Below are 16,205 nucleotides of genomic sequence, written 5' to 3' on the forward strand. Positions count from 1 at the left end.
TGCTCACTATGCATAAGCGATGGCATCTTTAGACGGTAATTTCGTAACACCCCCGTTCAGATACTCATCAACTTTTCTGGCCGCTTCGCGCCCTTCAGAGATTGCCCAGACAACGAGCGACTGGCCTCTTCTCATATCACCTGCGGTAAATACTTTTGCCATATTGGTCTGGTAAATACCTTCAGTAGCCTTCACGTTACCCCGGTTATCCAGTTCGACGCCGAGTTTCTCGACCATACCCTCATGCTGCGGATGCAAAAAGCCCATAGCAAGCAGTGCCAGCTGACATGGCAGTTCGCGTTCAGTTCCGGCAACCTCTTTGAAAGATACCGGTCTGCCGATCGCATCGATCTCCCATTCTACATCTACAACACGTAAGGCGACCAGATTATTATTTTCATCACGTACAAACTCTTTGGTATTGACAGACCAGCCGCGCTCACAGCCTTCTTCGTGTGATGAAGTGACTTTCAAAAGCATCGGGTATGTTGGCCATGGCATATGATCCGTACGCATCTCAGGCGGTAAAGGCATGATCTCAAACTGCGTAACCGACCTCGCACCGTGGCGATTGGAGGTTCCGATACAGTCAGATCCGGTGTCACCGCCGCCGATTACAATGACATCTTTACCTGCAGCAGAGATCTCGTCTTCTGCAAAGCCAATGCCTGCAACACGTTTATTTTGTTGTTTCAGAAACTCCATTGCGAAATGAACGCCGGCGCCCTTGCGGCCCGGAGCGGGTAAATCGCGCGGAACAGTTGAACCGCCGGCCAGAACGAGCGCGTGGTAGTCGCGCAGCAGTGTTCCGATCTCTACATCGGTTCCAACGTTTGCGTTGAACCTGAAGATAATGCCTTCATCCTGCATGAGCTGAACCCTTCTCTGCACCACGTCTTTCTGCAGTTTGAAGTCAGGGATGCCATAACGAAGTAATCCGCCGGCGGCGTCATCACGTTCAAAAATGGTAACCTCATGACCCACCTTGTTCAACTGGGCGGCAGCCGCAAGGCCGGCCGGGCCTGATCCGATAACAGCAACCTTTTTACCGGTCCTGATTAAAGGCGGATTGGGTTTGATGTAACCTTTCTGATAGGCAATCTCAATGATATGTTTCTCAATTTCTTCTATAGAAACCGGCGGTTTATTAATACCGAGCACACATGCAGATTCGCATGGTGCCGGACAGATGCGGCCCGTAAATTCCGGAAAATTATTGGTGCTCAGCAAGATTTCGGTAGCCTGGTACCAGTTTGCTTTGTACACCGCGTCGTTAAATTCTGGTATGACATTACCGAGCGGGCAGCCAGACTGGCAGAACGGAACGCCGCAGTCCATGCAGCGTGCGGCCTGTTTATTTAATTGCTCCTCGCCTAGCGGTGCCACAAACTCATTATAGTGACCCAGGCGCGTCTGGGGAGATTCCTTTTCAGGAGACTTCCTGTCGTATTCTAAAAATCCTGTAACTTTTCCCATGGCTATTTGATCACTTCCTGTGTTTTACGTTTGTTTAATACTGCTTTGTATTCTTTCGGGAATACCTTGATAAACTGATTGTGCTGAGCTTTCCAGTCATTTAAAATGAAGTCTGCAACCTTACTGCCTGTCAGCTTGATATGTTTCTTGAGCAGGTCAATAATCCTTTCCTCATCTTCTGATGAAAGCGGGTCGAGATCGACCATTTCCTTGTTACACTTTCTGGCAAATGTGCCATCGGTATCGTAGATCCAGGCTACACCTCCGCTCATACCGGCGGCGAAATTACTTCCGGTACTGCCAAGCACAAGTACTTCGCCTCCCGTCATGTACTCGCAGCCATGGTCGCCAACGCCTTCTACAACGGCAGTTGCGCCAGAGTTGCGCACGGCGAAGCGCTCGCCGGCCTTTCCACGAATAAACAGTTCACCGGAAGTGGCGCCATACATCGCGACGTTGCCGATAATGATGTTCTGCTCAGGAACATATTTCACATTGGCGAATGGATAGATGGCCAGTCGCGCTCCTGAAAGCCCCTTACCAACGTAGTCATTGGCTTCGCCTTCCAGGTGCAGCGTAAGTCCCTTGGTGGCAAAAGCGCCGAAGCTCTGTCCTGCCGAACCAACGAACTTAAAGTTGATGGTGTCATGCGGCAGCCCGGCACTTTTATGAACCTTTGAAATTTCATTCGATAACATGGTGCCCACAGCCCGGTCGGTGTTGATTACATCGAAGTTTGCAAATACCGGCTCGTTGTTCAGAATGGCCGGCTGGGCAGCTTCGATGAGTCTGCGGTCAAGCACCTGCTCTAGCCCATGATCCTGTACTTCTGTATTATACAGGCTCAGTCCATTATCTTCCGCTTTGTGCAGAATGCCGCTCAGGTCTACATATTTTAGTTTCCAGTCTGCATCAGGAATGGTACGCATCATCAAAAGGTCCGATTGACCGATCATTTCATTCACTGTGCGGAAACCGAGCTCAGCCATGATCTCACGCAATTCCATAGCGAGGAAGTAAAACAGGTTAACAACATGGTCTGCCTGCCCTGTAAACAGCTTTCTGAGTTCAGGATCTTGCGTGGCTACGCCTACCGGACAGGTATTTAAGTGGCATTTACGCATCATGATACAGCCTGCGGTAACAAGAGCCGCGGTGGCTACACCCCATTCTTCTGCACCTAACAATGCTGCGATAGCAATGTCCCGTCCCGTTTTGAGTTGTCCGTCGGTTTGCAGGACCACGCGGCTTCTCAACCGGTTGCGTACCAGCGTCTGGTGTGCTTCGGCGAGGCCGAGTTCCCACGGCAGACCGGCGTGCTGGATAGAAGTCAGCGGCGAGGCACCGGTTCCGCCATCGTATCCTGAAACAAGGATCACGTCAGCATGCGCTTTGGCCACCCCTGCTGCAATTGTACCTACACCCGCTTTTGAAACCAGTTTAACATTGATACGCGCTGCCCGGTTCGCATTTTTAAGATCGTAGATCAGCTGCGCCAGATCCTCGATTGAATAAATGTCATGATGCGGCGGCGGTGAGATCAGACCCACACCAGGCGTGCTGTGACGTACCTTGGCAATCCAGTCATCGACCTTATGCCCCGGCAATTGTCCGCCTTCTCCGGGCTTAGCGCCCTGAGCCATCTTTATTTGCAGTTCATCTGCATTTGTCAGGTAATAACTGGTCACGCCGAAACGTGCAGACGCGATCTGCTTGATCGCAGAACGCATCGAATCGCCGTTCGGCAGATTCTCATAACGGATCTCGTCCTCGCCACCTTCGCCGGTATTACTTTTACCACCAATGCGGTTCATGGCTATGGCCAGCGTAGAGTGCGCTTCATGAGAAATAGAGCCGAAAGACATGGCGCCGGTGGCGAAACGCTTGAAAATGTTCTCGATCGGTTCTACCTCTTCCAGGGGCACAGGTGTGCGGCTGTAATTAAATTCAAATAAACCACGGATGGTATATGCCTGCTCGGTTTGCTCGTTCACGAGCTTCGAGTACTGTTTGTAGGTCTGGTAATCGTTCCGCCTGGTGGCATTCTGAAGCATGTGAATGGTCTGCGGATTAAAGAGGTGTTTCTCACCGCGACGACGCCATTTATATGTACCGCCCGCCGGCAGGATATCTTCATGCGTAGACGAGGAATTAAAGGAACGGCGGTGTTTGATCAGGGTCTCGAGTGCGATTTCATCGAGTCCGAGGCCACCAATCCGTGACACTGCGCCTGTGAAGTATGTGTTTACTACCTGTTTGTTAAGCCCGAGAACCTCAAATATTTGCGCCCCATGGTATGACTGCAGGGTTGAGATTCCCATTTTTGAGAAGATCTTCAACAGGCCATCATCTACAGCTTTGATATAATTTTGAACGAGTTTCTCTTTCTTGATTCCCGTTTCTTTTTCCATGCAGGAAATCGTTTCGAGCGCCAGGTAAGGGTTAATGGCCGTTGCGCCGAAACCAAGCAGGGTGGCGAAATGATGTACTTCCCATACATCTCCAGCTTCAACCACGATCCCCACAGCACCGCGATAGCCCTTGCGAATCAGGTGATGGTGCACCGCCGATACGGCCAGCAACGAAGGAATGGCAGCGTGTTCAGAATCGATAGCGCGGTCTGAAAGCACGATAACCTGGAAACCGTCTTCTACGGCATCTACGGCGTAGCGACAAAGCCGGTCAAGTGCCCTGGCAAGTGATCCCGGTTTGTCATTTGCGCGAAAATACATCTGCAAGGTTTTCGATTGGAAAACACCGGTATCAATACTGCGCAGTTTCTCCAGCTCAAGATTGGTCAGAACCGGCTGTTTAATTCCTACACAGTGGCATTGCATCGGATTCTCATCAAGCAGGTTACCCGCATTACCCATAAACCCGGCAAGGCTCATGACCACGCGTTCGCGGATCGGGTCGATCGGCGGATTGGTTACCTGCGCAAACAGCTGCTTAAAATACGAGCTGAGATGTTGCGGTTGCTTTGAAAGAATAGCTAGCGGCGTATCCGTTCCCATAGAGCCGATTGCCTCCTTGCCATCTGTTGCCATCGGCTTAAGCAAAAGATCGATATCTTCCCTGCTGTAGCCAAAAACCTGCTGATATTTAAATATAGACTCCTCAGACAGCCCGGTAAAACTTACACGCGGATCAGCCAGTTCTTCCAGACGGATCTGGTACTGGTTCAGCCAGTCGCCGTAAGGCCTGCGGCTGCAAATCTCCTTTTTGATTTCTTCGTCGCTGATAATGCGGCCCTGCTCCATATCGACAACGAACATCTTGCCGGGCGTAAGCCGGCCTTTTTCAATCACTGTGCTTTGATCAATTGCCACAGCACCCGCTTCAGAAGCCAGGATCACGCGGTCATCATCAGTAATGGCATAACGTGACGGACGTAAGCCGTTGCGGTCTAACGTAGCGCCGATCAGTTTGCCGTCTGTAAAGGCGATCGCTGCCGGCCCGTCCCATGGTTCCATCAGCGAAGCATGAAACTTGTAAAAGGCTTTTTTAAGCGGATCCATATCCTCATTGCCGTCCCACGCTTCTGGAATAAGCATCATGAGCACATGCGGCAGGCTGCGACCTGTATGTAACAGCAGTTCAACTACGTTATCCAGACAGCCCGAATCAGACTGGCTTTCGTCAATCACCGGAAGCAGGATATCAAGCTCCTCCTTGGTAAAGTATGGCGAAGCAAAAGATTTAACCCTGGCGCGGAACCAGTTCAGATTTCCCTGCAGGGTGTTGATCTCGCCGTTATGTGCGATATAGCGGAACGGCTGGGCCAGCCGCCAGGAAGGAAATGTATTGGTAGCAAAACGCGAGTGTACCAGGCCAAAGGCAGATACCACACGTTTATCATTCAATTCACTAAAATATGTACGTACCTGTAACGAGGTGAGCTGACCTTTGTATACGATGGTATTTGCCGAAAAGGAAGCGATATAAAATTCTTTCCCGCCTGCAACCGTACTATAAATAGTTTTATTGAGGTAATTTTTAAATACGTAAAGCTTACGTTCAAAATCTGCGCCCTGCGCGATGTGGTAAGGCCGCGCAACAAAAAGCTGTTCGATTTCAGGCTCGACAGATAAAGCTGTCTCGCCGATATCGGTGGTGTTGACAGGTACTTTACGGAAGCCGATTACCTCGAATCCCAGTTTCTCTGCGGCGCGGTAGATAACTTCGCGGCACTCTTCACGTGCACGGACGTTTTTTGGTAAAAACAGCATGCCGACACCGTAGTCGCCATAGTCAGGCAGGCTGAAGCCGGTTTTGAGACACTCGTCATAAAGAAATTCGTGCGGCACCTGGATCATCAGTCCGGCGCCGTCTCCGGTATTGGGCTCCGCCCCACATGCACCGCGGTGGTCAAGGTTCTCCAGGATGGTCAGCGCGTCTGAAATGATCTGATGCGACTTCCTGCCCTTCACGTGTGCTATAAAGCCAATCCCACAAGCGTCGTGCTCAAACTGTTCATCATAAAGTCCTTGGTTTGGTTCCATCATTGCTCGTTCGTTTGTATTGTTAGTTAGTGTATAGATAACACTAAGATACAAAAAAATTATGGATTTTTTATAACTTTAGTATTATTTTTTCGAATACTTGATTATATGATCAGCGTGGCAGGCGTTTTTTTGCAAATCGACCAATTTTATGCGATAATATTGAAATATTGATAATTGAGAAAAATGCTTGTTTTTAACCTTATTCTAATAATTTTTAATGGGCGCAGGGCCGGCTCGGCCCGATGGTTAGCCCGACATATATAAACAGATCAAAGACGTGAAAAATAATGCGCTTATGTATCAATGATATAGCAGCCTTCAAAGCTTAATATACAGATTATTTTTCGCAGAATAAAAGGTTTTCCTACATTTGCGCCGGGCAAGTCTTTTACGACCAGCTCCCTTTGAACTCCCCCAGGGTGGGAACACAGCAAGGGTAGAAGGTTGTAGCGGTGCGATAAGAGGTGCTTGCCCTTTTTTTTAATCTATTCTGCATTTACCCGTTCTGGTGTTGAAAGTGCAAGGCCGGAAGGATAAGGCGTAAACCACTTTATATTTTAACATGAAATTTTTCATTGACACGGCCAACCTTGATCAGATCAGGGAGGCACAGGACCTCGGCGTTTTGGACGGCGTAACCACCAACCCCAGCCTGATGGCCAAGGAAGGCATCACCGGCACAGAAAATGTCCTCAATCATTATAAAGCAATCTGCGAAATTGTCGAAGACAATGTTAGTGCAGAGGTGATCTCAACTACGTATGAGGAAATCATCAAGGAAGGCGAAGAACTAGCAGCATTAAATCCGAAGATTGTTGTAAAAGTTCCGATGATCAAAGATGGCGTTAAAGCCATTAAATACCTTAGCGGTAAAGGAATCCGTACAAACTGTACACTGATCTTCTCGCCTGGTCAGGCTTTACTGGCTGCAAAGGCCGGTGCAAGTTATGTTTCTCCGTTCCTTGGTCGCCTTGACGATATTTCGCATGATGGTCTGCAACTGATTGAAGACATCAGAACCATATTTGATAATTTCGGCTACGAAACGCAAATCCTTGCCGCATCAATCCGCAGCCCTTTACATATTGTAAATTGCGCCAAACTGGGTGCTGATGTGATCACAAGTCCGTTGGCGCCTATCCTCGGCCTGCTGAAACACCCGCTAACCGATACCGGTCTGGCGCAGTTCCTGGCCGATCACGAAAAGGCAGCAAAAAAATAAAAAGTTTAGTTACCCGGACCACACTGGTCCGGGTTTACTTTCTGACTAAAAAACTACAATCGTCAGTTTTTACAATTCTGTGAACTTGTTCTCGTAAAGCGTTCGTAAACTTGCAGCATTAATTGCGCAAACCATGAAAACTCTTTACTTCGCTGCACTCGGATTCATCCTTTCGGTCAGCGGTTTTGCCCAGTCCGCCAAACAGGTACCGGCAAGACAAGCGAAAGCCACTCATCCCCAAACTTCACCTGCAAACTACACCACTGCTCTCAAAAATCACCTTGACGTCTGGAACGAACGTGACCAGGTAAAACGTCTGCGTAAAATTAAGCAAACGTATACCGCCGACAGCCGCGTGGTAACACCGGTGGCAACGGCTACAACCTACAGCGAGATTGACGCTGCCGTGAATGATGTTCAGCGCCAGCACAAGAATTATGTGTTCAGCACAGCGGGCGCTCCGGTTATTTCGGGAGACCATGTGGTATTTCCGGTAAACTTTGGCCCTGAAGGCGCTGTTCCGGTCTTCCGTGGCGAAGCGACTGCACAGCTGCGTGATGGGGCAATCAGCTACCTGGAAGTCAGGCTTCAGCGAAAGCTTACAGCATCCCGTTAGATTTTCTTCCTGAGGTTGTAAACAAAGACAAACAATCAAAGGGTAAGCATGTTGAGTGTTTAAATTAACACGAAACTATATGCCTTATCTAAACCAAAACTCGCCTGATGAGCGTCTCAATCAGGCTACACTTTACTACGAAGATTGGGGAAGCGGCGATCCTGTTGTGCTTATTCATGGCTGGCCGCTTTCGCATGAAATGTGGGAATACCAGATCGATGCGCTCGTCAGCGCCGGTTACCGCGTTATTGCTTACGACCGTCGCGGATTTGGTAAATCTTCGAAACCGTGGAGCGGTTATGATTACAATTCCCTGGCCGCCGACCTGGCACTGCTTATAGATGCGCTCGATCTCGAATCTGTATCGCTCGTCGGATTTTCTATGGGTGGCGGTGAAGTAGTGCGCTACATCAGCCTGTTTGGAATAGAAAAAATAAAAAAGGCTGTGCTCATCAGCTCTGTTGTGCCCTTTATGCTGAAAACCGACGACCATCCCGAAGGTGTGCCAAAAGCGATGTTTGATGGCTTTGCCGAGAAAATTGCAACTGACCGTCCTGCTTTTCTGGCAGACTTTGCGAAACAGTTTTATGGCGAGGGGCTACTGAGTAAACCCGTTAGTCAGGCTATTCTGAACTGGCATCAAAACCTTTCTCTGCAGGCCGGCCCCCGCGCAACGGCTCAATGTCTGGAAGCTTTCTCTACAACTGATTTCAGAAGTGAACTGGACAAGATCCGGCTGCCGCTGCTCATTATTCACGGCGACGCTGACAAAACAGTTCCGATCAAGGCGACCAGCGAAATTGTTGCCGGCAGGGTGCCGCAAGCAGAATACATTGTATTTGAAGGCGCACCGCACGGCCTTTTTATAACAGACCGCGATATGCTGAACCAAAGGCTCATTGACTTTCTGAAGCAATAAATTTCGAGTGGCATTCCGGAGCAGCCGGAATGCCAATTTCTCAGCCAGGGGCTCAGCTAACCCAACTTGCATAAGCAGCAAAAAGCGCTAACTTTGATTCTTTAAATCAATATAATGGGTGATATTAAAGAATTTAAGCCTTTTGTACCGGCAGAAAAGCAGGTGGCAGAACTAACAGTCAAATCTGTTCTGCTCGGCGCACTCGCCGGAATTATTTTCGGGGCCGCAACCGTTTACCTTGCCCTCAAAGCAGGCCTGACCGTTTCTGCATCAATTCCAATAGCTGTTCTCGCCATAACACTTGGCAAACGTTTTTTCAAAACCACCATTCTTGAAAATAACATCATCCAGACAACCGGTTCTGCAGGCGAATCAATCGCTGCCGGCGTGGTGTTCACGCTTCCGGGTTTCCTTTTTTTAAGTACGGGAATCGGTGGCCAGAGTTCGGGTGAAGCTTTCTTCAATTATATGACGATCCTGATTCTGGCCATATTGGGCGGTATATTGGGTACGCTGATGATGATTCCACTAAGGCGCTCGCTGATTGTTAAGGAACACCATACCCTTCCCTATCCTGAAGGAACGGCCTGTGCGTCGGTGCTTCAGGCTGGCGAACGCGGAGGTACGTTTGCCCGTACAGCATTCTGGGGTTTGGGTTTTTCGCTGGTTTACGCACTTTGCCAAAAGGTTTTTCACATTATTGCTGAGGTGCCTGCATGGGCTACCAAACAAACAAACAGGTTTTTACCGTCGGCACAGGTAAGCGGCGAGATCACGCCTGAATATATGGGCGTAGGTTATATCATCGGTCCGCGTATTTCAGGTATTCTCGTGGCCGGTGGTGTGTTGGCGTCGCTGGTGCTCATTCCCTTGCTGGCTACGCTGATTGATCCTGTGCGTGCGGCACAGCAGCTGGTTAAGATCGGGCTGCTGGCAGATATAAACAAGCCCGGTGGTGCGGGCAACTGGGACCCGGTTACCCGGACTTTTGCTGATTATCCGAAAGCGATTTACCAGGCATTTGTAAAACAGATCGGTGCCGGCGCCGTTGCAGCAGGTGGTTTTATTACCCTGCTTAAAACCCTGCCGACCATCGTTACCTCTTTTAAAGAAAGCATCAGCTCTGTCAAGGAGAAAAAAGACGCATCTACCATAAAGAGAACGGACCGCGATCTTTCGTTGAAAATTGTTGGCTTTGGCAGTGTCGGTCTTATTATACTTATGGCGCTGCTGCCGCAGGTACCGGGCGATACGTTTATTGGCAAACTCCTTCTGGGGCTGTTGGTTGTGGTATTCGGTGCATTCTTCGTAACCGTTGCGAGCCGTATTGTAGGCCTGATCGGCTCAAGCAACAGTCCGGTATCGGGTATGACGATTGCCACGATTATGGGTACCTGTCTGATCTTTATCGGCATGGGCTGGACGGGAAAAATCTACGAACCTATGGCCCTTGTTGTTGGCGGTATGGTTTGTATAGCGGCTGCGAACGCCGGTGCCACTTCGCAGGATCTGAAAACCGGTTACCTGGTAGGCGCCACGCCAAAATACCAGCAGATTGCTTTATTCATAGGGGTAATTGTTTCTTCTATCGTGATCGGCCTGACTGTGCGTATCCTTGATACCCCTACCACAGAAATGGTGAAACAAGGCATTACGCACGCCATTGGGACCGAAACCTATGCTGCGCCACAGGCTACGCTAATGGCAACGCTGATCAAAGGCATGCTTTCTTTCAACCTGGATTGGCAGTATGTACTTGTCGGTGTGTTCATTGCCATTACTGTTGAACTTTGTGGTATCAAGTCTTTATCGTTTGCGGTGGGTGCTTACCTCCCGCTGTCTACAACGCTGCCCATTTTTGCCGGTGGTGCCGTTCGTGCGCTGGTTGACTGGAGGCAAAAAGCAAAGGCAACCAGCTTGGAAGAAGAAGAACTTGGTACCGGAAATTTATTTGCCACCGGCCTGGTGGCAGGTGGTGCTATTGCAGGAGTAATCGTGGCAATTTTGTCGGTTATCCCGGCTGTAAACGATAACCTTCAACTGGTTAACGCTGAAGGTTGGTTATCAGGGATTCTTGGCCACGAAGGTTATGCGCTGCTGGGCGTGTTGTTCTTTGCCCTGATGGGATTTGTGCTCTATCGGGTCGCCCGGAAAAAAAATGATGTTGTACTGTAGCCAGATCGATATTTAAAGTGAAAAGCCCGGACATCCGGGCTTTCATTATTTATAAAGGTCAAATTCTGCAATGCTTACGGTGCCTGCCGCTGCGCTGGTCGTGGTAGACAATACCGTAAACCGAATGAAACGTGCCCTGGCTGGTTTCGACAGTCGAACAAATTGTTGAACAGGGTTAGCCCGGATGTTTGAAAATTCGCCCGCAGCTTGTGTATCCCAGACTACACCGTCCATACTGGTTGCAAACTCATACCGGTCAGCCAGTCCTTCAGCTTTCCCATCCTGCCGTGGCAGGTAAGAAAAGCCGGTGAAATGGCTTTCTTTTGCCAGATCAAAGACAACCTGCAAAGGTAATTTGACGCCGTCGCGAAGCCAGGCGCTGTTTTTATTTCCGTCGACTGCATTTTTGCCGCCAGACGAATCAGGCAAAATCATTTTCCATCCCGACTTTTCTAGGCCTTCAGAAATTCTGGCGTATGGCATCGCAGGGCCCGGAGCTTCGAGGAACAATCCAAAATCGCTGAGCGCCGGTGCCACGGGCGCATACAACCTGAGTCTGAGCCGGGCTGCCTGAACCGGCGCGCTCAACCTGATCAGTCTTGTGGAACCAATACTGGTAGCGGAAGCCAGTCTGTGCCAGGCACCCTTGAGATGCACCTCAACCACCGCGCTATCCAGACGCTGACCAAGTTTGATGTTTTCGCGCAGGCGGATGAGGTTAAAACGTTTAGTTCCCTTCAGGTCGATCTCTATAACCGGATGATGTACGTCGTCATCGGGAGCCCAGTAGGTATAACGGTCGTTGTCCAGAAGATTGCGCAGCTGATAGTTAGTTCCCGGCCTGGTAGAGGCGGCAAATAAGCGCGCACCGGTGGCGAGGTTTGTCGCAAATGTCTTTCGCAGTTTATCACCGAAACCCTGCAGGGACTGTACGTCGTTAGCATGTAGCCTGCCATCCTGCATGGGCGCAATACCCAGACTGAGGTTGGCGCCTCTGCCAACGCTTTTAAGATAAATATCAAACAACTGATCGGGCGTTTTCACCTGGTGGTCCTGATCGGCGTGGTAAAACCAACCCACGCGGTGCGGAACATCGCATTCTGCGGGTATCCAGAAACGGCCGTTTCGCTGACCGCTGGTCAGAAACGTCTCGACTACATGTCCCGGTGCCGGTTTTGTGCCTTCCGGGCCCACGGGCGTAAAGGTTGCCCAGGATGTTTCGCCTGCAGCACCGCGTTCATTACCTACCCAGCGCACATCGGGACCAATATCGCTGAAGATAACTGCCTCAGGCTGCATCCGGCGGGTTATTTGCCAGAGATCTTCCCAACCGTAGTATGCAGAACGGTCAATTTTCCGGGTTTCCCGGGCCCCGCCGTAATATCCATCTCCCCCGTTTGCACCATCATGCCAGCTTGTAAACAGTCTGCCATAATTCGTGTACAGCTCTTTTAATTGTTCACGGTAATGATCAACATAAGCCGCCCTGCCATATTCCGGATCATTGCGGTCCCAGGCCGAACAATACACACCGAACTCCATCCCCGCCTTACGCGCAGCAAGCATAAAGTCCCTTACCATGTCGCCTTTGCCGTTCTTCCACGGACTTTTGCTAATGTTGTACTGGTTTGTTCTGGTCGGCCAGAGCGCAAAACCATCATGATGTTTGGCTACGCTGATCAATCCACGGAAACCTCCGGACTTCACAGCGCCCGCAATCTGGTCTGCATCAAATGACCGGGGATTAAATATTTTCGGATCCGCATCGCCATAGCCCCATTCCTTATTTTCAAATGTTGTTGGCGTGAAATGGACGAGAACATACATTTCCATCTCATGCCATTTCAGCTGTGCAGCAGAAGGCAGCGGACCATATGGTTTTGGCGGCGCCGCCTGCTGTGCCGATAGCGTACTGCTCAGCAGGATCAGCGTGATACAATAGAAGAGTCGAACGACAGATTTCATAGCACAATATAGGTCAACGAAAGCAATAAATACAGGACTGTTCAAACTTATCAACTATCGGCGCTACATGTTATACAATACCGGCTACCAGGTTACCCGCGGCCAGCCTTTTTCATAGTTTAGTCGTGCGAGCAACATTTGTCGGCCTTTTTTCCGCGCATCCCGGTCTATAGCGTGAAATGCAATCCAGGTCCTTCCCTTTCTATCACGAAGAATTGAATTATGTCCTGGCGCAACCCATTTGCCACGGCTTTCCAGAATGGCGCTGCTGCCTGAGCCTGAAACCTGGCCGCGTGTTTCATAAGGTCCTTCGACTTTTATTGAACGCGCAACCAGAACCGCATAGTCGGCCTTGTCGCCGCAGCAGTTATCGCCCGAATAATACAGATAATAGTAGCCGTCATGATGGTCTATCCAGGCACCTTCGATGAGCCTGGTATAGCGGCTCTCCTGCCCTGGCGGCAACAAGTCACGCGCAGTTGAGCCAGGTGCGAAATCGCTCCAGTCTGCATTCATTTCCCGGAGGCGGATAGCCTGGAAACCGGAACCCCAGATCAGCAGATTTTTCCCGGCGGCGGAATCCCGAAGAGCGAAAGGGTCAATATTGACGAATGTCTCACCACAGATCAGCGGGCTGCCTTTATCTTTGAACGGTCCTTCGGGCTTGTCGGCATAAGCAATACCCAGGCACTTCCCGGTTTTATCATCGGTAGATTCCCCTGAGTAAAAAAGAACATACTTTTTTAAGCGTGCATCATATATGACATGTGGCGCCCAAAAATGTCCGCTTGCCCAGGATGGCTTTTCAGGTAACACATCAGGCAGTTCCTGCCAGTTCTGAAGGTCGGTTGACCGGGCAGCCTGGATATTCGATTTCCCTTCAGTTGCATACACATACCACACCCCATTGAACTGAACAACTGTCGGGTCAGGAAAATCGCGGGCAATGACCGGGTTCTGAATCTGGGCATAACCCCTGCCTAGCCCGGCAAACAACAAGATGGATAGAATGGCTATGGCTTTCATGTTAAAGGTGCATGGTACTGTCAATTGCTTATTTTATCGAGAACCGGGAATATCAGCCCTTCCGCATCTGGCATCGCCTGGTCCGGACCGCTTGTCTTGTCGAATTTCATGGGCACGATGGCTGTACGCCGCCGGCCTACGCGCTTGTTGTCATAGTGGGTATGAAACACGTAATATAATTTGTTCGCCGGCCCGGTAAAGAGGTCGCCATGCCCCGTCCCGTTAATTTTAGTAAGGCTCCGGTTCAAAATTGGATTCCCGCTGAACTTTGTAAAGGGCCCTGCCGGACTTGTAGAGGTGGCGTACCCCACTGCATAATCAGGGTTTCTGAAATCATTTGCCGTGTAAAAAAGGTAGTACAGACCTTTGTGTTTAATCGATGTCGGGCCTTCGGCAACCGGGCCGCTGTTTGTTGTGTTTTCCCATGGAAGTGTTGCAGAGACACAATGTTTCAGCGTTTCGGGTTTTATGTCTGAGAGATCGGGCAGCATTTCAGCTACGTACAAATGGTTGCCCGGGTGTACGCGGACGTGATAGAGATAGACCTTTCCCTTTTCCATATAAATGTAGGGATCGATTTGCCGTTGCCCTGAAGTAAGTGATTTTTTTTGAGTTTGCCTGAAAGGGCCCAGCGGACTGTCTGCACTTGCAATGGCAATCTGTTCGTTGGCTACATAAGCCATATGGTAACGGCCGCGGTACTTAAATATCTGGGGCGCCCAAAACCCGTGGTCGCCAAAAGATTCGCCTTTCTTAAGGGCATACCCCTGCTCCTTCCAATTTTTCAGGTCGCGGGAGGTATAGACCTTGAACCCGTCGGGCTCGCCCGTCCCATATAAATAATAAATGCCCTTTTCGGCATAGATTGTCGGATCGGCCAGCAAAACGTTGTTGGCTGGCGGGTCCTGGGCGGTGACTTTGAGGAGCGTGAAAATCAGCAGTATAAAGATGTAAACAGGTTTCATTTGTATTTATGTGTGGTATATATAGATTTCTGCTTCGCAGGATAGGCGTAAGTTGTTCTGACCAGTAAGGTTGCTGCTGGCGGAAAAGCCGCTACGCAACAATTCCTGCCGGCAGCAGACTGTTGTGCCGGCAGGATATGTTTTCTTCGTTTTTTTAAAAACGGTTAGCTGTGCTACGAGCTTTTTTGAACACCGGTAATTTGTTTGATAAAATCGGTTTCTTCGGTTTTGTAAGGTGTACCATCTTTACGGAAGATATCGTGGAACCACAAAGGAGGGTCTCCGGTATATTTTTTCTGCCAGCTATCCCATGGATAGATCGTCTGGCTTTTACCGTCTACGAAACCCCAGTTTACCATACCTACGTTGTACTTTTTTGCAATAGGCAGAAATCCCTGGAAGGTACTTCCGTTCGGCCGGGCCATATATTCGGTGCAAATCATTGGCCGGCCATAACGCTCAAGCTGATGAATGCGTTTCTCAAAATCTTCGGGCTTGTCATAACAGTGAAAGCTGATTACATCAGACTCATCAAGCTGAACCTTTTCGATGGGTGTTAACAGGGAATCGGCTGACCAATCATTTCTCCAGACACCCGATGTAAGTGGTTGGGTCGGGTTTGCTTCCCGTGCCCAGGCAAATGTTTTCTGTAGCAGTGGCAGCACGTATTTTTCCTTGTCTTTTAATTCAATCGGCCCATATGACGATGTGTTCGGATTATCCGGTTCATTCCAAACATCCCAGGCCAGAATGCGGTTGTCACCGGCAAAGTGAGAGATAAGTCCCTTCACGTAACCTTCAAGGCGCGCCTGTTTTGTTGTATCGCGCAGCACCTCCAGACCAGGGCTCTGCACCCAGCCTGAATTGTGAACAAACGGCTTCGGATCGCGCTGTTTGCCTGATTTTGGGTTGGGGTCCCAGCAAGAATCGAAAATGACGAGAATGGGTCTGATATCCTGCTGTTTAGCGAGGTCAAGGAAAGAATCAATGCGTTTAAGAAAGCCGGTTGAATCTTCCTGATATGGCAGGTCATGCAGGTATACACGCATGGTATTCATACCAAGAGACTTTGCCCAGCCCAGCTCTTTTGAAATTGTAACGGTATCAAAAGAGTCCGCCTGCCACATCTCGAGCTGGTTGATGGCTGTACTGGGTAAAAAGTTCGAGCCTACGATCCACTTCTGTTTTCCGTACCATTCGCCGGCTTCTTCTTTGGTCCAGATCTGCCGCGCTTCGTCTTTTTTTGCCGGCTGTTTGCAGCAGAACAGAAAGAGGCTGAGAAGAACCAGAAGGTTCAGGTTCATTTTTTTCATGTGTTTTAAATTAATATGTAAAG

10 protein-coding genes and 1 other RNA gene are annotated in these 16,205 nt (G+C 49.7%); 5 read left to right on the forward strand and 6 right to left on the reverse strand.

The annotated features are described in order from the left end of the window. Nucleotides 1–6: 6 nt before the first annotated feature. Both EJV45_RS02865 and gltB read right to left on the reverse strand, forming a co-directional pair. A complete protein-coding gene (locus EJV45_RS02865) occupies nt 7–1,476 on the reverse strand; it encodes a glutamate synthase subunit beta (protein ID WP_129714138.1) in 1,470 nt (489 codons plus the stop codon). 2 nt (nt 1,477–1,478) lie between these two features. Then, nucleotides 1,479–5,981, reverse strand: coding sequence for a glutamate synthase large subunit (gene gltB, locus EJV45_RS02870; RefSeq protein WP_370291135.1), 4,503 nt, complete (start codon nt 5,979–5,981; stop codon nt 1,479–1,481). Between the two features lie 377 nt (nt 5,982–6,358). On the opposite strand from gltB, the gene ffs reads away from it, so the two are divergent. The 5 genes from ffs to EJV45_RS02895 all read left to right on the forward strand — a co-directional run bounded on the left by ffs (nt 6,359) and on the right by EJV45_RS02895 (nt 10,913). Continuing rightward, nucleotides 6,359–6,458: signal recognition particle sRNA small type (gene ffs, locus EJV45_RS02875), an RNA gene on the forward strand. 85 nt (nt 6,459–6,543) lie between these two features. Then, complete coding sequence (gene fsa, locus EJV45_RS02880) at nt 6,544–7,203, forward strand: fructose-6-phosphate aldolase (protein WP_129714139.1); 660 nt, start codon at nt 6,544–6,546, stop codon at nt 7,201–7,203. 133 nt (nt 7,204–7,336) lie between these two features. Beyond that, entirely contained in the window at nt 7,337–7,819 is a 483-nt protein-coding gene (locus EJV45_RS02885) for a hypothetical protein (RefSeq protein ID WP_129714140.1), read from the forward strand. 79 nt (nt 7,820–7,898) lie between these two features. Further along, on the forward strand, nt 7,899–8,738 hold the full coding sequence (locus EJV45_RS02890; protein WP_129714141.1) for an alpha/beta fold hydrolase: 840 nt from the start codon (nt 7,899–7,901) through the stop codon (nt 8,736–8,738). Nucleotides 8,739–8,852: 114 nt separating this feature from the next. After that, nucleotides 8,853–10,913, forward strand: a complete 2,061-nt coding sequence (locus EJV45_RS02895; RefSeq protein WP_129714142.1) for an OPT family oligopeptide transporter — start codon at nt 8,853–8,855, stop codon at nt 10,911–10,913. 45 nt (nt 10,914–10,958) lie between these two features. Here EJV45_RS02895 and EJV45_RS02900 read toward each other — a convergent pair whose 3' ends face one another. The 4 genes from EJV45_RS02900 to EJV45_RS02915 form a co-directional block, all read right to left on the reverse strand. Then, nucleotides 10,959–12,878, reverse strand: a complete 1,920-nt coding sequence (locus tag EJV45_RS02900) for an alpha-L-fucosidase (protein WP_129714143.1) — start codon at nt 12,876–12,878, stop codon at nt 10,959–10,961. Nucleotides 12,879–12,962: 84 nt separating this feature from the next. Further along, nucleotides 12,963–13,904 carry a glycoside hydrolase family 43 protein gene (locus tag EJV45_RS02905; RefSeq protein WP_129714144.1) on the reverse strand — a complete coding sequence of 314 codons (942 nt, stop codon included), beginning with the start codon at nt 13,902–13,904 and terminating at the stop codon, nt 12,963–12,965. Between the two features lie 20 nt (nt 13,905–13,924). Continuing rightward, entirely contained in the window at nt 13,925–14,869 is a 945-nt protein-coding gene (locus EJV45_RS02910; RefSeq protein WP_129714145.1) for a glycoside hydrolase family 43 protein, read from the reverse strand. Nucleotides 14,870–15,042: 173 nt separating this feature from the next. Beyond that, complete coding sequence (locus EJV45_RS02915; RefSeq protein ID WP_129714146.1) at nt 15,043–16,182, reverse strand: cellulase family glycosylhydrolase; 1,140 nt, start codon at nt 16,180–16,182, stop codon at nt 15,043–15,045. Between the last annotated feature and the right edge of the window lie 23 nt (nt 16,183–16,205).

The organism is Pedobacter sp. SYP-B3415, from assembly GCF_004138205.1.
In the GTDB taxonomy this organism is placed as follows: domain Bacteria; phylum Bacteroidota; class Bacteroidia; order Sphingobacteriales; family Sphingobacteriaceae; genus Pedobacter.